Below are 19724 nucleotides of genomic sequence, written 5' to 3'. Positions count from 1 at the left end.
TGTGCGGGCCGGTCCGTGAAAAATGCTGTTTCACCGGTAACCAAGTTCGACGATCTGAAGATGAGGTGCAGGCATGCCGTACACCGTGCAAGGCGTGGTCGCGCGTGGCAAGGGCGAACCCGTCTCCCTGGAGACCGTCATCGTGCCGGACCCCGGTCCCGGCGAGGCGGTGGTGAACGTTCAGGCCTGCGGTGTTTGCCACACCGACCTGCACTACCGCGAGGGCGGCATCAACGACGACTTCCCGTTCCTGCTCGGCCATGAGGCCGCCGGGGTGGTCGAGGCCGTCGGCGAAGGGGTCACCGAGGTGGCTCCGGGAGACTATGTGATCCTCAACTGGCGGGCGGTCTGCGGGGACTGCCGCGCCTGCCGGCGTGGCCGTCCCTGGTACTGCTTCAACACCCACAACGCGACCCAGCGGATGACCCTGGAGGACGGCACGCCGCTCAGCCCGGCCCTGGGCATCGGCGCCTTCATCGAGAAGACCCTGGTCGCAGCCGGGCAGTGCACCAAGGTCGACCCCGCGGCTCCCGCGACGGTGGCCGGCCTGCTCGGCTGCGGGGTGATGGCGGGCATCGGCGCCGCCGTCAACACCGGCGCCGTGAGCCGTGGTGACAGCGTGGCCGTCATCGGCTGCGGCGGGGTCGGCAGCGCCGCCGTCCACGGTTCCCTGCTGGCCGGCGCCACCAAGATCATCGCGGTGGACATCGACGACCGCAAGCTCGCCTGGGCCAGGGAGTTCGGTGCCACCCACACGGTCAACTCCAGCACCACCGACGCGGTGGAGGCGATCCGGGAGATCACCGGCGGCGACGGTGCGGACGTGGTGATCGAGGCGGTGGGCCGCCCGGAGACCTACAAGCAGGCCTTCTACGCCCGTGACCTGGCCGGGACCGTGGTCCTGGTGGGCGTGCCCACCCCGGAGATGACGGTGGAGCTTCCGCTGCTGGACGTCTTCGGCCGCGGCGGGGCGCTGAAGTCCTCCTGGTACGGCGACTGCCTGCCCAGCCGTGACTTCCCCATGCTCATCGACCTCTACCTGCAGGGACGGCTGAAGCTGGACGGTTTCGTCTCCGAGACGATCGGCCTCGGCGACGTCGAGGAGGCCTTCGCCAAGATGCACCGCGGTGAGGTCCTCCGCTCGGTGGTGGTCCTGTGATCGACAGGATCGTCACCTCGGGGACGTTCTCGCTGGACGGCGGGACGTGGGACGTGGACAACAACGTCTGGGTGGTCGGCTCCGACGCCGAGGTCGTCGTCATCGACGCGGCACACGACGCCGACGCCATCGTCCGGGGGGTCGGCGGCCGTGCGGTCAGGGCGATCGTCTGCACCCACGGGCACAACGACCACATCAACGCCGCGGCCGACCTCGCCGCACGGGTGGACGCGCCGATCCTGCTCCACCCGGCCGACCAGGTCCTGTGGGAGATGGTGTACGGCGACACGCCGTACACGCCGCTGGAGGACGGCCAGGTGCTCTCGGCGGGCGGGGTCGACCTCACCGTGCTGCACACGCCGGGCCACGCGCCGGGCGCGGTCTGCCTGCACGCTCCCGGGCTCGGCGCGGTCTTCACCGGTGACACCCTGTTCAGGGGCGGTCCCGGCGCGACGGGCAGGTCCTTCTCCTCGTTCGAGACGATCGTCGACTCGATCCGGGGGCGGCTGCTGACCCTGCCGGAGGACACGGTCGTGCACACCGGTCACGGTGACTCCACCACGATAGGCGAGGAGGCTCCGCACCTTCAGGAGTGGCTGGCCCGGGGGCACTGAGGCCGCCGGACGGCCGCCGAGATGGCGGGGAGTAAGCCTGATGTGTCCCAGGTCACGTAGGCAAGCCTTATCGAGTGGGCTAGATTAGGTGTGCCTAACCTACGTTGTCGCTCCACGAGAGGCTTCTCCCCCGCCATGTACGTATGTGTCTGCCGTGCGGTCACCGAGAACGACGTGCACGACTGCATCGCGGACGGTGCGAGAAGCGCGCGGCAGGTCCGGGACGCCACCGGCGCCGGAGGGGACTGCGCTTCTTGTGTCCGGAAGATCTGTGCGATCCTTAAACGGTCCGAAGAGTTGACGCCGACCGCGTAGCCCGAGGAGCCTGCCATCATGCAGGGCGACAAGAAGATCATTGAATTGCTCAACGAGCAGCTCACCTCTGAGCTGACCGCCATCAACCAGTACTTCCTGCACGCCAAGATGCAGGAGAACTGGGGATATACCAAACTCGCGGCGTACACCCGCGCCGAGTCCTTCGACGAGATGCGTCACGCGGAGAAGCTGACGGATCGCATCCTCTTCCTTGAGGGACTGCCCAACTACCAGAAGCTGGGCACCCTGCACATCGGTCAGACCGTGCAGGAGCAGCTCCGCGCCGACCTGGCCATCGAGGTCGAGGTCGTCACCCGCCTGCGGCCCGCCGTCGTCCTGATGCGGGAGAAGGGCGACACCACCTCCGCCCGTCTCTTCGAGGAGATCCTCGAGGACGAGGAGCACCACATCGACTATCTGGAGACCGAGCTGGGACTCATCGAGAGTCTCGGTGAGCAGCTCTATCTGGCCCGCTACGCCGAGCCTCCGTCGCCGTCCTAGGTTGATTTGTCCGAACGCTGCCGATAGTCCGAACACGCCCACCGCGACCCTTGCGGATGGGCGTGTCGTGTTTTGTCGGCGAGGTCATTGGCAGGCCTGTCCTTTCAAGGCCCTTCCGATGCGGGAGCCGTACCGCGCGGCCCTGAACCGTTGCGGGACGACTATCCGGGATTTATCAGTGTTTGCCCAGGTCAATGGATGGGTCAATGACAAGTCAAACCGCGCGCTGTACCCGGGAAACGATCCTCTAAGGTCCTACGATCGCAACATGACCTGTGTACTTCTCGCCGAGGACGACACCTCGATCTCCGAGCCGCTGGCGCGCGCACTGCGCCGTGAGGGCTACCAAGTCGAGGTGAGCCCCGACGGCCCGCAGGCCCTGGAGCGGGCTCTGTCGGGTGGCATCGACTTGATAGTTCTTGACCTCGGCCTGCCCGAGATGGACGGCCTCGAAGTCGCCAGACGCATACGCGCAGAGGGGCACGGCACGCCCGTGCTCATCCTTACGGCCCGCGTCGACGAGGTCGACACCGTGGTGGGCCTCGATGCCGGGGCCGACGACTACGTGACCAAACCATTCCGCCTGGCGGAGCTCCTGGCTCGGGTACGCGCCCTACTGCGGCGCGGTACGTCCGAGACGCCCGTGGTGCAGGGCGTACGCATCGACGCCGACTCCCGTCGCGCGTGGATGGGTGAGAAGGAGCTGCACCTGACGACCAAGGAGTTCGACCTGTTGCGGGTTCTGGTCCGCGACGCCGGCAAGGTGGTCACCCGCGAGCAGATTATGCGCGAGGTGTGGGACACCAACTGGTGGGGCTCCACCAAGACCCTGGACATGCATATCTCGTGGCTGCGCCGGAAGCTGGGCGACGACGCCGCCAAGCCCCGGTACATCACGACGGTTCGAGGGGTCGGCTTCCGGTTCGAACGCGAGTAGGGGATGCGTCGTCGACTGCTCTCCTCCACCTTGCTCGTCGCGGTCATCGGGGTGCTCCTGCTCGGCATCCCCCTGGGCGTGGCGGTCAACCGGCTGATCGAGGAAGAGGCGACCCAGGAGCTGTCCTCCCAGGCCAAAAGCCTGCTGGGGGAGGTGGAGTATGCCCGTATCCAGGACCAGCTCGTCGATCCCGAGCAGCTGAAGCGCAAATATCCCGACCGCTACATCCAGATCTATGCCAAGGGGACACCCCCCCTGGTGCTGACGGCGGGTAGCGAACCAACCGAGAACAGCAAAATGACCCAGGACGCCCAGTCGGAGAACGGGGTGTACGTCGCGGTCAGCCGGGACAAGACGCAGGTGGAGCGGGAGGTCCGGGCATGGCTCCTGCTCATCCTGGCGCTCGCCGCGGCGGCCCTGGCGGTTGCGGTCGGGCTCGCCATCGTGCAGTCGCGCCGCCTGACGTTACCGCTCGTCGATCTGGCGATGATCGCTGAGCGGCTCGGTTCCGGTGACGCGAGGCCGAGCAAACACCGCTACGGCATACAGGAGCTCGACCGGGTGGCCGAGGTGCTCGACCGCAGTGCCACCCGTATCTCCGACCTGCTGGCCAGGGAGCGGGAGTTCGCGACCGACGCCTCGCATCAGCTGCGCACCCCGCTCACCGGGCTGACCATGCGGTTGGAGGAGATCGTGGCGGCCGCGCACGAGCCCGGCATCGTCAAGGAGGAGGGCGAGGCGGCCATCGTGCAGGCCGAACGGCTCACCGCCGTGATCGACGAACTGCTGGCCGCCGCCAGGCGGCAGCGGCATGCCCAGACCGAGGCCGTCGAGCTCGACGACCTGCTCGACCAGCAGTTCATCGAGTGGGGGCCGGCGTTCCGCCGGGTCGGGCGGCAACTCAGCCTGTCCGGCACGCGCGGGCTCAAGGCGGTGGGCACCAGTGGAGGCATCAGCCAGGTGATCTCCACTCTTCTGGAGAACTCCCTGAAGCACGGGGACGGCACGGTGGTGGTGACCACCAGCGACAAGGACAAGTCCATCGTCGTCGAGGTGGCGGACGAGGGGAAGGGCATCTCCGGGGACCTCGCCCCCCGCGTCTTCGAACGCAACGTGAGCGGAGCGGGGGGCACCGGACTGGGGCTGACGCTCGCGAGGGCGCTGGCCGCCGCCGACGGTGGACGCCTGGAGCTCGTACGGCCGCGCCCCGCGGCGTTCGCGCTGTTCCTGCGGCAGGTCGGTGACACCAGTAGGAGGAACCGGGTGGTCAGCGGGCCCGCGTGACGCCGGGCGGGGCGTCCCGGCAGGCCGGGACCTCTCCCTGCCGGCGGGAGTCAGCGGGCCTGGGTGGTCTCGGTGGGGAGTTCCTTCGGCAGGATGTCCGCGGCCTCCAGGAAGACCCATTTCTTGTAGGACCAGAACCGGAACAGGGTGCCCAGGCCCACCCCGGCCAGGTTGGCGATGTTGATGCTCACCGGGTCGGTCAGCTCCAGGGTGTAGCGGGTGAAGCCGATGCAGAGCAGCCCGATCAGCAGGCCGATCCCATTGAGCAGGAAGAACAGGAAATACTCCCGGGCGAACCCGCTCTGCTCGCGGTGCCGGAAGGTCCAGTAGCGGTTGCCGAGGTAGGAGAGGGTGGCCGCGACGACGGTGGCGACGACTTTGGAGGTCAGGGTGCCCCAGTGCAGGCCGTACTGGAGCAGGTTGAACCCGCCGGTGTCGATGACGAAGGCGATCGCCCCGATGGTGCCGAACTTCGAAAGCTCGCGGATCAGGCCGGCGAGCCGTTCGTACCCGCGTCGCAGAAACTGCACGTCTCCTGCACGGTCCTTTCCGGGTGGGCTGGGGATCCGCCGCTCGGGGAGGACCATGGACGTTCTTCTACCAGGCTACCCGGATGGCACGGGTCTGGCCCTGCCTGCCCGTCGGCTGTTACGCATGGCAGTCACTTAGGCTATTTCAACAAATATCACGTGATGCCGGATAAATCCGTTCATCTGACGTTACTCTGATCGGGAAGGTCGCAGCGGGCTTCGGGGAGATCGTCCGCTGCGATCGGTCAGACGGATCGCCGTACGCGACGGCCACGACCACGGGACCACTCCTTGCCCCGCCGACTCCTCGCCCTGCTCCTCGGCCTGACCGTGCTGTCCGGCTGCGGTGGGCGGACGGACGGGGAGACCGTGCCCCGTGAAGCCGAACCGTCATCGGAGACGTCCGCCCGCGCGGTGCAGCTCGCCGAGGCCACCCAGGCCTTCGGACTGTTGGACCGGCTCGACGACGCCTGGCGAAAGCGGGACTGCCAGACGGTCGAGAGCCTCACCACCTGGGCGGAGAATACGCTGGGCGGTCGTGCCTGCGAGGCAACCCGGAACGGCCGCCCAGCCCCCGCCAGGAAGGGCTACTCCGACCCGGAGTTCTTCCTACCGGCCACGGCCGACGCGGACCGCTGGTTCGTCGCACTGGCCCGCAGGCCCGGCCCCGCCTACTTCCTGTTCGTCGACGAGGGCGACGACTGGAGACTGGCCGCCGGACCCATCCCGGCGAAGGGGAAACCGCCCGAGCCGGCCCGGGGCGCGGTGCCCGCCGACGATCCCGTCACCGGGGTCAGGGTCCGTCTCGCGCCCCAGCGCTACCTGACCTACCTGACCGACCCCGCAGGGGTGAGCGGGGTGTCCTTCCCCAAGGGGGACGCCGTCAGGGAGCTCTTCGACGAGCTGGTCCAGCGGCCCCGGAGGGTACGGCCGGACCGGCTCACCTCCGACGTCCGGCTGCTCGTCGGCCCGCAGCGGGCACTGCTGCTGCCCGGCGGGGGCGCACTGGTCATCCACGCGCTGGAGATCGAACACCGGCAGCGGGCCGGGCCGGGCCGTTCCTCGTTGAGACATCCCCTGTACGGCGGGGCCGAGCTGCGCGGGTTCACCGGAAAACGCAGGACCGGCGAGCTGGCCGGGACCGAGATCGTGCTCCTCGCCACCGAGACGACCGGCGGCACCGACCTGTCCACGGTCGCCGTACGCCGCTCCCTCTCGGCGCTCACCGCGGAGTGACTCACCCGACCGCGAGTGCCGTTCCCGCCCGTCACCCCCACCGGCTGACCGTCGCCTGGCTGGGGGCCGGTAAACTCAACCGTCGTGAGCAGCCCTTCTCTGGCAAGTCCCATCGGACCCGTCGTCGGCGTGATCGGAGCGGGCCAGCTGGCCCGGATGATGCAGCAGGCGGCCATCGCCCTCGGGGTGGAGCTGCGGGTGCTGGCCGGCTCGCCGGACGAGAGCGCCGCCCGGGTGATCGTCGACGTGCGTCTGGGCGACTATCGCAACCTGGCCGACCTGCGCGACTTCGCCAAGGGTTGTGACGTCCTCACCTTCGACCACGAGCACGTCCCCACCGAGCACATCCGCGCGCTGGCCGCGGACGGCTCCGCCGTACACCCCGGTGCCGACGCGCTCGTGCACGCCCAGGACAAGGCGGTGATGCGCGAGCGGCTGACCGCGCTCGGCGTCCCGTGCCCGCCCTGGCGGCGGATCGCCACGGCCGCCGACGTCGAGGAGTTCGCCGCCGAGAACGGCTGGCCGGTCGTGCTCAAGGCCGTGCGCGGCGGCTACGACGGGCGTGGCGTCTGGATCTGCCGGTCCGTCGGGGACGCGGCGGAGGTCCTGGCGAGCGGGGTGCCGCTGATGGCCGAGGCGTTCGTGCCGTTCGAGCGCGAGCTGGCCGTCCTGGTCGCCCGGTCGCCGCACGGGCAGGGCGTCAGCTACCCGGTCGTGGAGACCGTCCAGCGCGACGGCATCTGCGTGGAGGTGCTCGCCCCGGCGCCGGGGCTCGACCCCGAGCAGGCCGCGGTCGCCCAGGGGATCGCCTTGAAGATCGCCAACGAGCTGGGCGTGACGGGACTGCTGGCCGTGGAGATGTTCGCCACCGCCTCCGGGCCCGTGGTGAACGAGCTGGCCATGCGCCCGCACAACAGCGGTCACTGGACCATCGACGGCGCCCGCACGTCCCAGTTCGAGCAGCACCTGCGCGCCGTGCTCGACCTCCCGCTGGGCTCGCCCTCGCTGACCGCTCCCGTCGTGGTGATGGCCAACCTCCTGGGCGGCGACGACCCGGACGTCTTCTCCCGCTACGAGCACGTGATGGCCCACGACCCCGGGATCAAGGTCCACTTCTACGGCAAGGAAGTACGGCCCGGCCGCAAGATCGGCCACGTCACAGCCCTGGGCACCGATCTGGAAGAGGTCCGGGCCCGCGCCCGGCACGCCGCCGTCTACCTCACCGAGGGCGTCTACACCTGAGCGGACCGGTCCCCGCTACGGCGACCGCCGCGGCCCGCGAGCACACCTGAGCGCGTACGGCACCACCACACAGCACGGCCCGCGGGCCGCGAGGCGAGGAGAAGACATGACCACCGTCGGCATCGTCATGGGCAGCGACTCCGACTGGCCGGTGATGAAACTCGCCGCCGAGGCGCTGGCCGAGTTCGGGGTCGCGTTCGAGGCCGACGTCGTCTCCGCGCACCGCATGCCGGAGGAGATGATCGCGTACGGTGCACAGGCGGCCGGACGCGGCGTCAAGGTGATCATCGCCGGGGCCGGCGGGGCCGCCCACCTGCCCGGCATGCTCGCCGCGGTGACCCCCCTGCCGGTGATCGGGGTCCCCGTCCCGCTGAAGTATCTCGACGGTATGGACTCCCTGCTCTCCATCGTCCAGATGCCCGCCGGGGTCCCGGTCGCGACCGTCGCCATCGGCGGCGCACGCAATGCGGGGCTGCTGGCCGTACGGATCCTCGCCGCCTCCGACGAGAGGCTGCGGGCCCGGATGGAGGAGTTCCAGGTGGCCCTCAAGGAGCAGGCCCACGCCAAGGGTGCCAAGCTCCGCGCCGAGGCCGCCGGCCTCGGCGGCCTCGGCGGCTGACCCGAGAGGGTCTCAGACCGACGAGGCCGAAACGCTCATCTTGAAGGCATCTCTCAATGTATATTTGATTCAATCTCAGGCATACAAAAGAGGTGTCCCGTGAGCCGGACGATGATCGATCTGGATGACGACCTGTTGGCCGAGGTGGCCAAAGCGCTGGGGACCGGCACGAAGAAGGAGACGGTCAACACCGCGCTGCGTGAAGTGCTGGAGAACCGGCGACGGGCGTTGGCGCTCGCCCGGCTGCGGGGCGCCGCCGCTGAGGGGGCCTTCGACCTGGAGATCTTCGAGGAGAAGAGGAACTACCGGCGGTGAGCGCGGCGCAGTTTCTCATCGACACCAGCGCGCTGGCTCGGCTCATGCGGAGCGAAGCCGAAACCTACGGGTGGGATCAGGCCGTCGCGGCAGGGCTGGTCGCCGTGTGTCCCATCACCGAACTCGAATATTTCTCCAGCGCTCGATCGCGGGCAGACCGTGAGCAGGGCATTGAGGACATGGGGCAGCTGTTCGGCTGGGTGCCCATTGATGATCGTGCGTATGACCGGGCGTGGCAGGTTCAGGGGCTCCTCACGGCGCAGGGGCGGCATCGCGGGGCGGGGCCGGTGGATCTGGTGGTGGCGGCGACCGCCGAACTGCGGGGACTGACGCTGCTGCATCGTGATCGCGACTTCGAGTGCATCGCCGGAGTCACCGGTCAGGCACTCCAGTGGTACGGACCCGAAGCGGGAAAGTAGCCCGCTCCCCGCTCCCCGAGCTGTTCCACGACGTGAAACCCGCCCATCCGGCCGGCGCCGCCTCGATCGGTGAGCAGCTCACCCCCGCCCGGCTCTCACGCTGGATTTCCCCGGCCTGCGGAGGTCTTCGCGGAGGGGCTGGAAAGGGTTCTCGACGGTATCGGGGGATAGGCACCGGATCTCGGGGAAGGGGGAAATCCCAAGATCTCGGGAGGTTGAGGACCATGAGGAATGCGATACGCGCCATCCTCGGGCTCACGGTGGCGGTGACGGCGGCGTTCGGGAGTCTGGGAGCCGGTGACGATCATCGGCCGGTCGACACGGGAGCGGCCTCCGAAGCGGCACGCTGAGATGCGGTTCGCCGGCTCCGAGCCGTCCACCGGGCTGCTCGGCACCTCGGTCGTTGCGGGCGCCGGAGGCGGCCCGGATACTGTGTCCGTGGAGTTCGTCGCCGGAGGGCACATCACGGACCGCTCCGGGGCGTGGCGGAGGCGTGCAGGTGTCACGGAGCGATCCGCTCGGCGGCCCGGCCCGTGCGGGTGACCACCGACCTCATAGCGAAGGTGATGACGTCATGGAAGCAGACCTGAGCACGGCCGTCTGGCGCAAGGCGATCCTGAGTGGTGACAACGGCGGTGACGGCGGCGGCTGCGTCGAGGTGGCCGTGGTGGACGCTCCCGGCGCAGGGCACAAGGCGGGCCTCGGCTCGCTTTACGTGCTGCGCGACTCCAAGAACCCCGAGGGGCCCAAGCTGTTCTTCACCCGTTCGGAGTGGGACGCCTTCGTCGGTGGCGTCAAGCTCGGTGAGTTCGACGACTGACCAGTTCGACGACCGACGGAGACGGCACGGGGCCCGCGCCCGCAGGCACGGGCCCTCGGCTACCTGTCATGACCGGAGCCGGGTCGGCTCACTGGATGTAGATGCCCGCCCCGTACTCGGACACCGTGGAACGTCCCGGCAGGACGACCGTGTCGACGCCGCCCCGGCAGTCCGGGGTGTTGAGAATGACGACGGCCTGGTCGGTTCCGTTGATGACGCTGATCGGCCAGATGTCACTGGTGTAGCAGCCGTGCGGATTGACGTACACCTTGCCGTTGATGGTCAGCCTCCCGGTGGCCGCGGACGCGGAGGGGGCGATGGTGAGAGCGAGCAATCCGGCCGCGGCGAGGGTGCCGAGCGCGGCGACGATGCGCTGCATGGGTGACTCCTAGTGCACTTCGGGGCGCCGTATGCGGCCCGCGTTGAGTACGGATGGTAGTTGTGCGGCAACCCGGAGTCGTGATCAGTTGAGAGTGCCTTGCCTGGAAAGCGGGAGCGGTTTTCCGGCAGGGATGTGCGGTGAATCACAACGGAGGCGACTTACCAGAACATTGCGATCAGGACGTGGGTCTTCGGCAGAGGAGCGCGGCTGATCGAGATCATGATCTTCTCGTTGCTCCGGCCCACCACCGGGAGGTACTCGTTGCTCCGGCCCACCACCGGGAGGTAATCGGACGGGCCCCATGCTTTGGGCTCCCTTAGGTGACCTCGGAAGTGTCGCCGCCTAGCGTGGGGACGTGGCTCACGCCGTGCGGGGCCCGCACGGCACCTTTTCAGCCCGGGTGATCCCCGGGGCGCGCACCCGATTCGGGTATGGGACGGTATGCGCCCCATCGGTCCGGAAAGCCGACTGAGGGACGTCGCGGCGGCCCGCTGCTCGGCTGGAGGAGCGGACCGCCGTAGGTGTGTCACGATCGCCGGGCGGCCGGCCGTACGGTGCCGGGCCTGGCTGAGCCGTCCGTCAGGGGCGGCCGAGAGCGCGGTAGTGCCAGCCGGCGGCCCGCCAGGTTTCGGCGTCGAGGGCGTTGCGGCCGTCAACGATTTTGCGGGAGGCGACCACGTCACCGAGCGCCTCGGGGTCGATCTCGACGAACTCCTGCCACTCGGTCAGCAGCAGCACCACGTTGGCGTCGCGGGCGGCCTCCAGGGCGGAGTCGCCGTAGGAGAGCCGGGGATGGGCCCGGCGGGCGTTCTCCTGGGCGACGGGGTCGTAGACGGTGACCTGACCGCCCTGCTCGCTGATCTTGACGGCGACGTCGAGGGCGGGCGAGTCGCGGATGTCGTCGGAGTTGGGCTTGAACGCGGCGCCGAGCACAGTGACCGTGCAGCCGTGGAAGGAACCGCCGGCCAGTTCGCGGGCCAGGTCGACCATGCGGTTGCGGCGGCGCTTGTTGATCGCGTCCACCTCGCGCAGGAAGGTCAGCGCCTGGTCGGCACCCAGCTCCCCGGCGCGGGCCATGAACGCCCGGATGTCCTTGGGCAGGCAGCCGCCGCCGAAGCCCAGGCCGGGATTGAGGAACTTGCCGCCGATGCGGTCGTCGAAGGAGAGCGCCAGCGACAGCTGCTTGACGTCGGCGTGTGAGGCTTCGCACACCTCGGCCATCGCGTTGATGAACGAGATCTTGGTGGCCAGGAAGGCGTTGGCGGCGACCTTGACCAGCTCGGCGGTCGGGTAGTCGGTGATCACCACCGGGATGCTCTGTTCGATCATCGGGGCGTACACCTCGCGCATGATCTTCTCGGCCTTGTCGGAGGCCACGCCCAGCACGATCCGGTCGGGGTGAAGGGTGTCCTTGACGGCGAAGCCCTCGCGCAGGAACTCGGGATTCCACGCCAGTTCGGCCCCCGATCCGATGGGGGCCAGCCGGGCCAGCTTGTCGGCCAGGCGCTGGGCGGTGCCCACCGGGACCGTGGACTTGCCGACGACCAGGCACTCACGTTTCAGGTGGGGGGCCAGCGCCTCGATCGCGGCGTCCAGGTAGGAGACGTCGGCTCCGTACTCACCGGGTTTCTGCGGGGTGCCGAGGCACAGGAAGTGCACGTCGCCGAAGGCGGCGGCCTCCTCGTAGGAGGTGGTGAAGCGCAGTCGCCCGTTGGCGAGGTTGCGCTGGAGCACCTCTTGCAGGCCGGGTTCGTAAATGGGCAGGTCACCGGCCTGCAACCGGGCGACCTTCTCCGCGTCCACATCGATGCCGAGGACTTCGAAGCCCAACTCCGCCATGCACGCGGACGTTGTCGCACCCAGGTATCCGGTTCCCACCATCGTCAGGCGGTAGGCCACTGGTGTTCCTTTCGGTTCTGCCCAACTCTGTGCGGCCAGAGTATCGGTATCCCCTATTGCCCTTCGCCACCTGCATAAACAGGCAGGGATGCATATCACACCGGGTGGATCGGTCCATACTTGTTGGACGTCCTACTATTTATCCATGAGCTTCCCTCTCTACGCGCTGCCCGAGGAGCACCAGATGCTCCGGGAGACCGTCCGTGCCCTCGCCGACGAGAAGATCGCGCCTCGCGCCGCCGAGGCCGACGAGACGGGGGAGTTCCCCTGGGACGTCTACAAGGCGCTCGTGGCCGCCGACCTGCACGCCGTACACGTTCCCGAGGAGTACGGCGGGGCGGGGGCCGACGCCCTCGCGACCGTCATCGTCATCGAGGAGGTGGCGCGGGCCTGCGCGTCGTCCTCGCTGATCCCCGCGGTCAACAAGCTGGGCACCGTCCCGCTGCTGCTGTCGGCCTCTGAGGAGGTCAAGCGGCACTACCTGACCCCGGTCGCGCGGGGCGAGGGAATGTTCTCCTACGCCCTGTCCGAGGCCGAGGCCGGCAGCGACGCCGCCGCGATGAAGACCCGCGCCGTGGCCGACGGGGACGACTACGTCCTCAACGGCGCCAAGATGTGGATCACCAACGCCGGCGTGTCCGAGTACTACACGGTGATGGCCGTGACCGAGCCCGGAGCCGGAGCTCGGGGCATCTCCGCCTTCGTCGTGGAGAAGGGCGACGAAGGGGTCAGCTTCGGGGCCAAGGAGCGGAAACTCGGCATCAAGGGCTCCCCGACCCGCCAGGTCATCTTCGAGGACGTGCGGATCCCCGCCTGGAGGATGATCGGCGAGCCGGGCACCGGCTTCAAGACCGCCCTGGCGACCCTGGACCACACCCGCATCACCATCGCCGCCCAGGCCCTCGGCATCGCCCAGGGCGCGCTGGACTACGCGATCGGCTACGTGAAGGAACGCAAGCAGTTCGGCAAGGCCGTGGCCGAGTTCCAGGGCGTCCAGTTCATGGTCGCCGACATGGCGATGAAGCTGGAGGCCGCCCGGCAGCTCACCTACGCCGCCGCCGCCAAGTCCGAGCTGGCCATGCACGGCGAGCCGCAGAAGGATCTCACGTTCTTCTCCAGCGCCGCCAAGTGCGCCGCCTCCGACGCCGCGATGGAGATCACCACCGACGCGGTCCAACTCCTCGGCGGGTACGGCTACACCAGCGACTACCCGGTCGAGCGGATGATGCGCGACGCCAAGATCACCCAGATCTACGAGGGCACCAACCAGATCCAGCGCCTGGTGATGGCCCGCCAGCTCCTGAAATAGGCCTTGAACTGGAACGACTCTGTTCCGTGAGGGAGAGCCGCCCGACTGCGGAAGCCGGGCGGTGATCTTGAAACCACTCTGTTCCGTCACCGTTCTGTCAGCGATGGAACAAAGGTCGCCGTCCGGCATCATTGCCTAATGATCGAGACCTCTGATACTGGCTGGTACGCGGTTCGCTGTGTCTTCCGCTGGGGCCCGCCACATGACACCTACGAGGAGCGGGTCACTCTGTGGAGAGCAGGTTCGTTCGACGAGGCCACTGCCATGGCAGAGCACGAGGCCGCCGAATATGTGGCCGACAGGCCGTTCGAGTATCTGGAACTGGCGCAGACATACCGGCTGGCGGACGACACGATCGAGTCAGGCATGGAGATCTTCTCCCTTCTCCGAGACAGTGATCTCGAACCGGCGGAGTATCTCACCACCTTCTTCAATACGGGACATGAGCGACAGGGGCAGATCTCGTAGGACCTGTCAGCTCGCATCGACACCGACCAGATCGGCTATCGGTGGCTGCTGATCTGCCGCAACAGCGCCACCGGCGACGCCGACAGCAAGCCCAAGCGATCCCGCTACCAGCGCAGATTCCAACCGTAATCTCAAAATGTCATTGGAGTAGCGGTGGCCGTAGCCGCCGCAGCGCTTGATGGTCAGATCATGCCTCAGACGGGGTGCGCCCTGGCACTGTGATGATCATTTCGAAGATGCTCAGCCTTCGAAGTGGCCGAGACAGGCCCTGATGACCTCGCATGTCATCGCCCCAGGCAAGCCCAGCAGGCTGGCGAAACCCCATGTGAACCGGGTTCGATCGGTCGGGTCTGGCGGTGGTTACTGATCATTATTAGGATGGTTCGCGATCTTGAGGCCTCCGATGGGTGTCTAATGATCATTCATGGTGGTGCCGACGTCACAATTACGAAGCGTGTCAGGGGTGGGTATGCCTTCTTCGAGTGGCTATCAATACACATTTGGTGCTCTGGCGCGTGCCAGCGTTGACCTGGATTCCATTGATGAGCAACTGAACGACATCCGTCGGGTGCTGGAGTCGGAGTGCGCTCTTTCCCAGGGAACTTTTGGATATGCGGCCGAATTTGGCCGTATGCAGTACGAAAAGTTTCGCTCGGACTGGCGCGAGGAGTTGGATTTCGGTATCGAAGAAGCGCGGAAGCTTGCTGATAATTCGGCAAGAACCGACCAGGGTTATCTGCATGCCGAAAATGCGCGTCTGAATGACTTGCTATATGCTGTTGGATGGAGCCCGAACGCCTCGGGAAAGTTCAAAGAGCAACCGCCCATGCCGGACGCGGGTCACCCGAATGTGAGTGTTGACAATGATGGAAGTTGGCTTCATCGGGGGTTGCTTGACGTAGGGCTCGTGGGGCTGGGTGTCAACTCGTGGGCGCTGCGACGCTACCCGGAATGGCGAAAGTTGAGTAAGCAGTCGCGCATGGCGGCACGGGGAAACCAGCAGATCAACATGAAGAACCCGACCTGGCGCGGCGTCATTGAGACCGGTAAATCACCGGTTCCACCAGGTCATACTTGGTATATGCGTGGCAATAATATGGTGAAGCTCAAATCTGAGTCTGCCGTTTTGAGTAAGTCGACGACCAGCATTCTTCGATTTGCCCGGCGGTTCTCGTGGGCCGCGATCGCCGCCGGTGTGGTCTGGGAGTTGCTGGCCATCCCGTCCGACGGGGAGCTGACCAGGGCCATGCATGGCTGGGAGGAGATCGCCGGCAAAGCCAGGCAGATCTTCGGCACTGACCTGGCCGCTCTTCGCGAACTTGCTTTGGCAGACTGGAGGGGTGTCGCCAAAAACGCGGCTGACGACCGGATCTTCCAGTTCATACGAGGCGGAATCGACCTGGCTGATTTTGCCACTAGTATGGCTGGTCGTCTGGCTAATTTCATCGAGCAGTTGAACACGCTGCACACGTTCGCCTACTGGACGGCCTCTATTACCGTAGGTGCACTTATTGCACATGCGGCGCTATCGTTCATACCCGCGATGCGACCTATCGCGGAGTTTCTCGGATCACAACTGACGACGATGGTCCTGATGATTCTCACACTTGCACCGGCCGCCGCAGCCTCGGTGTTTTCCAACGAGCTTAAACGGGCATTCTTCAGTCTCAACACGTTCCAGGCAGGCCGAGCGGCCGTGATGGACTCCGACTGGCGCTTTGGCTGGAAGTAGGAACCTGTAAGTAATCGACCGGATCACAGACGGCCCGTAGTCAATCGCGGTGATCTTTACGGCCCTGACGAGCCCGTATACGACTGTTTGACGAGTTTCTGGATGGGAAGACGTCGGCATTCGCGGCGCCGCTGGATGTGGTGCCCCAGAAAGACGAACCCGTCATCGAGGTACGTGACCGTCGTCTTGGCCACCGACAGGCGCAGACCCATCGGTACCAGTACCATGGCCACTTGTTCTCTCGGCGGCTCGGCGTCTTGGCGAGTGCCGTTGACCATGGCGACCCAGTCGTCGCCATAATGGACAGCCTCCGGTTCGCCACTCTTCGTTACGATCGAGTCAGGCACGGAGATCTTCTCTCTCCTCCGCGACAGTGATCTCGAACCGGTGGAGTATCTCACCGCCTTCTTCGACACGGGACATGAGCGACAGGGGCAGATCTCGTAGGACCTGCGGCGCTCATCTCCGAGGTGAAGGCACAGAAAGGGTTCGACGCGCCCGGGTCACCGTTCGCAAGGCCATGGAAGCCCTCAGAGAACAGGGGCTCCTCACCACCAAGCCCGGCAAGGGATCCACCGTGTCCCCGGCCGACGACTCATGACCGACAGGCCCTCCCTGCTCCTGGTGCCCCTTTACTTCTGACAGTTCATGGATTATTCCGCTTGTCGGGAAAATTCTGATAGGCGTATATTTGGGGCATGCAGGAGTCGCGGCGCGAACGGAAGAAGCGGCTGACTCGGCAGCGGATCGTCATGGCGGCCATCCGGCTGTTCGAGGAGCAGGGGTATGAGCAGACCACGGTGGCGCAGATCGCCGCGGCGGCGGACGTCGACCCCAAGACGTTCTCCAACTACTTCCGCGGCAAGGACGAGGTGCTGTGGGTCGACACGGAGCGGGACTTCGATGTGCTGTTCCGAGCGATCGCGGAACGCCGGCCGGACGAGAGCCCGGGCGAGGCGTTGGCGAGGATGATCCAGGAGTACAGAGCCCACCGCCGGCCCAAGGTTCCCCGGCAGGAGCCTGCGGAGCTGTCGGCGGCGGCCCGGCTGGTCCTGACCACGCCGGCGCTTCAGGCAAAGGGGCTGTACCTGCTGTTGGAGCTGCAGGGGCGTATCGCCGGTGAGCTGCTGAAGGCCTTCCCCGACGATCTGGATCCGATCACCGCGGCGGCGATGACCGGATCCTTGATAGGTGCCATCCAGCAGGCGGGCCTGGCGAGCGTCCAGCTTGGCCGGTCGCAGGAGGAGCTGTGGGAGGCCACCCGGCGTGGCCTCGACATCGCCATGCATGGCCTGCTTTCGGTGCGGCCGCCCACGGAAGGCCCATGACGAGGGCGCTCAGCACCGTCAACGCCCGCGCTCCCGGACCGGGGAATGCACCTGTCGCCGGGCCCGACGGTCTGCCCACCGCCTGAGAAAGACAGCATTCCGCTCGCCGTAGAGGAGAAGGGACCAGTTCGTCATGGAAGAAAAAGAAAGCGTCCGCCGGCTCGCCCTCGACGCGCGACGCGCCCTGCGGGAAGGCCCTGCGGCGATCACGCAGCGGCAGCGCGCTCGTCTGGCCGAGATGGTGGCCTATGCCCGCGCTCACTCGCCGTACTACCGCGAGCTGTATCGGGACCTGCCGGAGCAGGTCGACGACCCGGCACTGCTTCCGGTCACCGACAAGAAGACGCTGATGGCCCGCTTCGACGACTGGGTCACCGACCGCCAGGTGACGCTTGAGCGGGTCGAGGCGTTCGTGGCCGACCCGAGCCTTGTGGGGAAGCGGTTCCAGGGCGGATACCTGGTGGTCACCACCTCCGGCACCAGCGGGTTGCGCGGCCTCTTCGTGCTGGACGAGCGGAACCTGGCGGTGAGCACCGCCGTCGGGTTGCGCGCCAGTGGCGGGCTGGCGGCCCGCGATGTCATCCGGACCCTCGCCCGTGCCGGCCGTACCGCCATAGTCACCGCACCCGGCGGCCATTTCTCCACCGTCGCGACGCCGGCCCGGTTCCGCCTGGACCGACCGTGGCTCGGCCGGATGATGCGGGTCTTCTCGATCAACCAGCCGATGGCGGAGTTGGTCGACGAGCTCAACCGGTACGGTCCCGCCAGCCTCACCGGCTTCGTGGGCATGCTCACGCTGCTGGCCGGGGAGCAGGAAGCGGGCCGTCTGCGCATCCACCCGGCGGTCGTCGTCCCCGGCGGGGAGACGTTGACCCCGGACGCCCGGGAGCGGCTCGCCACCGTGTTCCAGGCCAAGGTCCGCGCCGCCTACGCCTCCACCGAGTGCGGCTTCCTCAGCTTCGGCTGTGCGCACGGCTGGTACCACGTCAACAGCGACTGGGCCTTCCTGGAGCCGGTCGACGCCGACCATCGGCCTGTCCCGCCAGGTCAGTACTCGCACACCGTCCTGATCAGCAATCTCGCCAACCGGGTCCAGCCGATCCTGCGCTACGACCTCGGGGACAGTGTCCTGCTCCGCCCCGACCCCTGCCCATGCGGTAGCCCGCTCCCCGCCATCCGGGTGCAGGGCCGCGTCGCCGACCTGCTCACCTTCCCCACCGATCGCGGCGAGCCCGTCGGTATCTCACCCATGGCCTTCGGTGCCGTACTGGACGTTCCCGGCATCGAGCAGTTCCAGCTCGTCCAGACCGCGCCCACCATCCTGCGCGTACGCCTGCGGCCCGCCGATGGCGCCGACACCGACCGCGTGTGGCAGACCGTGCGCGACAAGGTCATCCACCTGCTCACCGAGCACAAGGTCAGTGACGTCACGCTCGAGCGCGCGGAGGAACCACCGCAGCAATCACCCGGCGGCAAATACCGCAGGATCATCCCACTGGCCACGCCGTGACGACGTCGAGCACCCAGCCCGTACCGCACACGCGCCCGTCAGGGCCGGATGGCCGGGCGGACGGCGCATCAGGGGTCGCTGCATGCGGTCCTTCGATCGTCCGCACACCGATTCGTCGGAGCTGTCAGGGCAGACAACTCCGAACCAAGACGCACTGATCCGAACCGCCGGTCCTCTCCTGACCTGCACGGCGAACGGATCCGAACTGCCGTGGGACGTGAACGCGGCGGCCGTTGCAGAGCGATCGATCAACTATGGTGGCCGGCCATGAGATTTCTCATCGTCGGTGGCAGCGGTTTTCTCGGCAGCGAACTCGTTCGGCAGTGTTTGGCAACCAGGCACGAGGTGGCTGCGACCTACCTGACCCGATCAGGAGAGATCGCGGGTGTTGAATGGTTACCGCTCGATGTGCGCCGACGAGAGGACGTCGATGCGCTGATCGGCGCATTTCAGCCAGAGGTGGTCATTAACGCTGCGTTCCGGCAGACAGATTGGGCGACCACGGCGGTTGGAGCCGTGAACGTGGCTCTCGCTGCTGCTGCGGCAGGTGGGCGCCTGGTCCAGGTGTCCAGCGACGCGGTCTTCTCTGGTGCCGCGATTCGCTATGACGAGACGTGCGTCCCCGACCCGGTCACCCCGTATGGTGCGGCCAAAGCCGCTGCCGAGACAGCAGTGAACGCGATCGCGCCAACCGCGGTGACAGCCCGGACATCCCTGATCATTGGTGACGGTGATTCTTCGCACGAGGCGCTGGTGCATTCACTGGCCACCGGCAGGGCGAAAGGAACGCTGTTCACCGACGACGTGCGATGTCCCGTGCATGTCGTCGATCTCGCTGCGGCGCTCCTCGAATTTGCCGTATCCGAGTATCACGGTATCCACCATGTCGCTGGAGCCGATGCGGTAAGCCGATACGAGCTGGGGCTGCTCATCGCCCGACGGGATGGACTTGACGCGGACCGATTGTCTTCAGGCCGGCGAGCAGACACCAACGTGCCCGGCCCGATGGATGTCCGCTTGGAGTGCGGCATGACTCAGCGGCGGCTTCGGACCAGGCTGCGTGGCGCGCGGCAGTTTCTGGGATGAGGCTCACTGACGATCGCGA

22 protein-coding genes are annotated in these 19724 nt (G+C 67.1%); 18 read left to right on the top strand and 4 right to left on the bottom strand.

From position 1 onward, the window contains the following. Window positions 1–73: 73 nt before the first annotated feature. The 6 genes from OHA77_RS14395 to OHA77_RS14370 all read left to right on the top strand — a co-directional run bounded on the left by OHA77_RS14395 (window position 74) and on the right by OHA77_RS14370 (window position 4810). Window positions 74–1159, top strand: coding sequence for an S-(hydroxymethyl)mycothiol dehydrogenase (locus tag OHA77_RS14395; protein ID WP_326820112.1), 1086 nt, complete (start codon window positions 74–76; stop codon window positions 1157–1159). Next, window positions 1156–1773 carry an MBL fold metallo-hydrolase gene (locus OHA77_RS14390; RefSeq protein WP_406318612.1) on the top strand — a complete coding sequence of 206 codons (618 nt, stop codon included), beginning with the start codon at window positions 1156–1158 and terminating at the stop codon, window positions 1771–1773. The genes OHA77_RS14395 and OHA77_RS14390 overlap by 4 nt, the downstream gene beginning before the upstream one ends. Before the next feature lie 135 nt (window positions 1774–1908). Further along, complete coding sequence (locus OHA77_RS14385) at window positions 1909–2088, top strand: bacterioferritin-associated ferredoxin (RefSeq protein ID WP_406318610.1); 180 nt, start codon at window positions 1909–1911, stop codon at window positions 2086–2088. A gap of 18 nt (window positions 2089–2106) precedes the next feature. Further along, complete coding sequence (gene bfr, locus OHA77_RS14380) at window positions 2107–2589, top strand: bacterioferritin (protein ID WP_326820115.1); 483 nt, start codon at window positions 2107–2109, stop codon at window positions 2587–2589. Window positions 2590–2857: 268 nt separating this feature from the next. Further along, the gene (locus OHA77_RS14375) at window positions 2858–3526 is read left to right on the top strand and encodes a response regulator transcription factor (RefSeq protein WP_043620820.1); all 669 of its coding nucleotides are present in this window, start codon (window positions 2858–2860) and stop codon (window positions 3524–3526) included. A gap of 3 nt (window positions 3527–3529) precedes the next feature. Next, window positions 3530–4810 (top strand): ATP-binding protein, encoded by a 1281-nt coding sequence (locus OHA77_RS14370; protein WP_406318608.1) that lies wholly within the window; start codon window positions 3530–3532, stop codon window positions 4808–4810. A 50-nt stretch (window positions 4811–4860) separates the two neighbouring features. Here the strand turns inward: OHA77_RS14370 and OHA77_RS14365 are convergent, their stop codons facing one another. Beyond that, entirely contained in the window at window positions 4861–5340 is a 480-nt protein-coding gene (locus OHA77_RS14365; RefSeq protein ID WP_406318606.1) for a GtrA family protein, read from the bottom strand. A gap of 291 nt (window positions 5341–5631) precedes the next feature. Between OHA77_RS14365 and OHA77_RS14360 the strand changes: the two genes are divergently transcribed. The 6 genes from OHA77_RS14360 to OHA77_RS14335 all read left to right on the top strand — a co-directional run bounded on the left by OHA77_RS14360 (window position 5632) and on the right by OHA77_RS14335 (window position 9991). Further along, window positions 5632–6576, top strand: coding sequence for a hypothetical protein (locus OHA77_RS14360; RefSeq protein ID WP_406318604.1), 945 nt, complete (start codon window positions 5632–5634; stop codon window positions 6574–6576). 156 nt (window positions 6577–6732) lie between these two features. After that, window positions 6733–7818 (top strand): 5-(carboxyamino)imidazole ribonucleotide synthase, encoded by a 1086-nt coding sequence (locus OHA77_RS14355; RefSeq protein WP_406319825.1) that lies wholly within the window; start codon window positions 6733–6735, stop codon window positions 7816–7818. Window positions 7819–7924: 106 nt separating this feature from the next. After that, window positions 7925–8437 (top strand): 5-(carboxyamino)imidazole ribonucleotide mutase, encoded by a 513-nt coding sequence (gene purE, locus OHA77_RS14350; RefSeq protein ID WP_406318603.1) that lies wholly within the window; start codon window positions 7925–7927, stop codon window positions 8435–8437. 99 nt (window positions 8438–8536) lie between these two features. Continuing rightward, window positions 8537–8752, top strand: coding sequence for a type II toxin-antitoxin system VapB family antitoxin (locus tag OHA77_RS14345; RefSeq protein ID WP_406318601.1), 216 nt, complete (start codon window positions 8537–8539; stop codon window positions 8750–8752). Further along, window positions 8749–9171 carry a PIN domain nuclease gene (locus tag OHA77_RS14340; protein WP_406318599.1) on the top strand — a complete coding sequence of 141 codons (423 nt, stop codon included), beginning with the start codon at window positions 8749–8751 and terminating at the stop codon, window positions 9169–9171. The genes OHA77_RS14345 and OHA77_RS14340 overlap by 4 nt, the downstream gene beginning before the upstream one ends. 574 nt (window positions 9172–9745) lie before the next feature. After that, window positions 9746–9991: a DUF397 domain-containing protein gene (locus OHA77_RS14335; RefSeq protein WP_406318598.1), complete on the top strand. Its 246-nt coding sequence runs from the start codon at window positions 9746–9748 to the stop codon at window positions 9989–9991. Between the two features lie 88 nt (window positions 9992–10079). On the opposite strand, the gene OHA77_RS14330 is transcribed toward OHA77_RS14335, so the two are convergent. Then, window positions 10080–10370, bottom strand: coding sequence for a hypothetical protein (locus OHA77_RS14330; RefSeq protein ID WP_406318596.1), 291 nt, complete (start codon window positions 10368–10370; stop codon window positions 10080–10082). 582 nt (window positions 10371–10952) lie between these two features. Then, window positions 10953–12254, bottom strand: coding sequence for a UDP-glucose dehydrogenase family protein (locus OHA77_RS14325; RefSeq protein ID WP_406319824.1), 1302 nt, complete (start codon window positions 12252–12254; stop codon window positions 10953–10955). Between the two features lie 163 nt (window positions 12255–12417). On the opposite strand from OHA77_RS14325, the gene OHA77_RS14320 reads away from it, so the two are divergent. The 3 genes from OHA77_RS14320 (at window position 12418) to OHA77_RS14310 (ending at window position 15781) form a co-directional block, all read left to right on the top strand. After that, complete coding sequence (locus tag OHA77_RS14320; protein WP_406318594.1) at window positions 12418–13581, top strand: acyl-CoA dehydrogenase family protein; 1164 nt, start codon at window positions 12418–12420, stop codon at window positions 13579–13581. 138 nt (window positions 13582–13719) lie between these two features. Then, a complete protein-coding gene (locus OHA77_RS14315; protein ID WP_406318592.1) occupies window positions 13720–14049 on the top strand; it encodes a hypothetical protein in 330 nt (109 codons plus the stop codon). 424 nt (window positions 14050–14473) lie between these two features. After that, a complete protein-coding gene (locus OHA77_RS14310; RefSeq protein WP_406318590.1) occupies window positions 14474–15781 on the top strand; it encodes a hypothetical protein in 1308 nt (435 codons plus the stop codon). A 56-nt stretch (window positions 15782–15837) separates the two neighbouring features. Here the strand turns inward: OHA77_RS14310 and OHA77_RS14305 are convergent, their stop codons facing one another. Then, window positions 15838–16128 (bottom strand): hypothetical protein, encoded by a 291-nt coding sequence (locus OHA77_RS14305; protein WP_406318588.1) that lies wholly within the window; start codon window positions 16126–16128, stop codon window positions 15838–15840. 351 nt (window positions 16129–16479) lie between these two features. Between OHA77_RS14305 and OHA77_RS14300 the strand changes: the two genes are divergently transcribed. The 3 genes from OHA77_RS14300 (at window position 16480) to OHA77_RS14290 (ending at window position 19705) form a co-directional block, all read left to right on the top strand. Continuing rightward, the gene (locus tag OHA77_RS14300; protein WP_406318586.1) at window positions 16480–17109 is read left to right on the top strand and encodes a TetR/AcrR family transcriptional regulator; all 630 of its coding nucleotides are present in this window, start codon (window positions 16480–16482) and stop codon (window positions 17107–17109) included. A gap of 133 nt (window positions 17110–17242) precedes the next feature. Further along, entirely contained in the window at window positions 17243–18619 is a 1377-nt protein-coding gene (locus tag OHA77_RS14295) for a phenylacetate--CoA ligase family protein (protein WP_406318584.1), read from the top strand. Between the two features lie 267 nt (window positions 18620–18886). Then, window positions 18887–19705, top strand: a complete 819-nt coding sequence (locus OHA77_RS14290; RefSeq protein WP_406318582.1) for an SDR family oxidoreductase — start codon at window positions 18887–18889, stop codon at window positions 19703–19705. Window positions 19706–19724 lie beyond the last annotated feature (19 nt).

This window comes from Streptosporangium sp. NBC_01639, assembly GCF_045209755.1.
Taxonomy (GTDB): Bacteria; Actinomycetota; Actinomycetes; order Streptosporangiales; family Streptosporangiaceae; genus Streptosporangium.
Note: the sequence above shows the minus strand (reverse complement) of the source record. Positions and strands in the feature narration are given on the sequence as shown.

Bases quoted from the DNA above. Each gene is read 5' to 3' on its own strand.
- OHA77_RS14395 (WP_326820112.1), top strand. From the start codon at position 74: ATGCCGTACACCGTGCAAGGCGTGGTCGCGCGTGGCAAGGGCGAACCC.
- OHA77_RS14385 (WP_406318610.1), top strand. From the start codon at position 1,909: ATGTACGTATGTGTCTGCCGTGCGGTCACCGAGAACGACGTGCACGAC.
- bfr (WP_326820115.1), top strand. From the start codon at position 2,107: ATGCAGGGCGACAAGAAGATCATTGAATTGCTCAACGAGCAGCTCACC.
- OHA77_RS14375 (WP_043620820.1), top strand. From the start codon at position 2,858: ATGACCTGTGTACTTCTCGCCGAGGACGACACCTCGATCTCCGAGCCG.
- OHA77_RS14370 (WP_406318608.1), top strand. From the start codon at position 3,530: ATGCGTCGTCGACTGCTCTCCTCCACCTTGCTCGTCGCGGTCATCGGG.
- OHA77_RS14355 (WP_406319825.1), top strand. From the start codon at position 6,733: ATGATGCAGCAGGCGGCCATCGCCCTCGGGGTGGAGCTGCGGGTGCTG.
- purE (WP_406318603.1), top strand. From the start codon at position 7,925: ATGACCACCGTCGGCATCGTCATGGGCAGCGACTCCGACTGGCCGGTG.
- OHA77_RS14335 (WP_406318598.1), top strand. From the start codon at position 9,746: ATGGAAGCAGACCTGAGCACGGCCGTCTGGCGCAAGGCGATCCTGAGT.
- OHA77_RS14330 (WP_406318596.1), bottom strand. From the start codon at position 10,370: ATGCAGCGCATCGTCGCCGCGCTCGGCACCCTCGCCGCGGCCGGATTG.
- OHA77_RS14325 (WP_406319824.1), bottom strand. From the start codon at position 12,254: ATGGTGGGAACCGGATACCTGGGTGCGACAACGTCCGCGTGCATGGCG.
- OHA77_RS14320 (WP_406318594.1), top strand. From the start codon at position 12,418: ATGAGCTTCCCTCTCTACGCGCTGCCCGAGGAGCACCAGATGCTCCGG.
- OHA77_RS14315 (WP_406318592.1), top strand. From the start codon at position 13,720: ATGATCGAGACCTCTGATACTGGCTGGTACGCGGTTCGCTGTGTCTTC.
- OHA77_RS14310 (WP_406318590.1), top strand. From the start codon at position 14,474: ATGGTGGTGCCGACGTCACAATTACGAAGCGTGTCAGGGGTGGGTATG.
- OHA77_RS14300 (WP_406318586.1), top strand. From the start codon at position 16,480: ATGCAGGAGTCGCGGCGCGAACGGAAGAAGCGGCTGACTCGGCAGCGG.
- OHA77_RS14295 (WP_406318584.1), top strand. From the start codon at position 17,243: ATGGAAGAAAAAGAAAGCGTCCGCCGGCTCGCCCTCGACGCGCGACGC.
- OHA77_RS14290 (WP_406318582.1), top strand. From the start codon at position 18,887: ATGAGATTTCTCATCGTCGGTGGCAGCGGTTTTCTCGGCAGCGAACTC.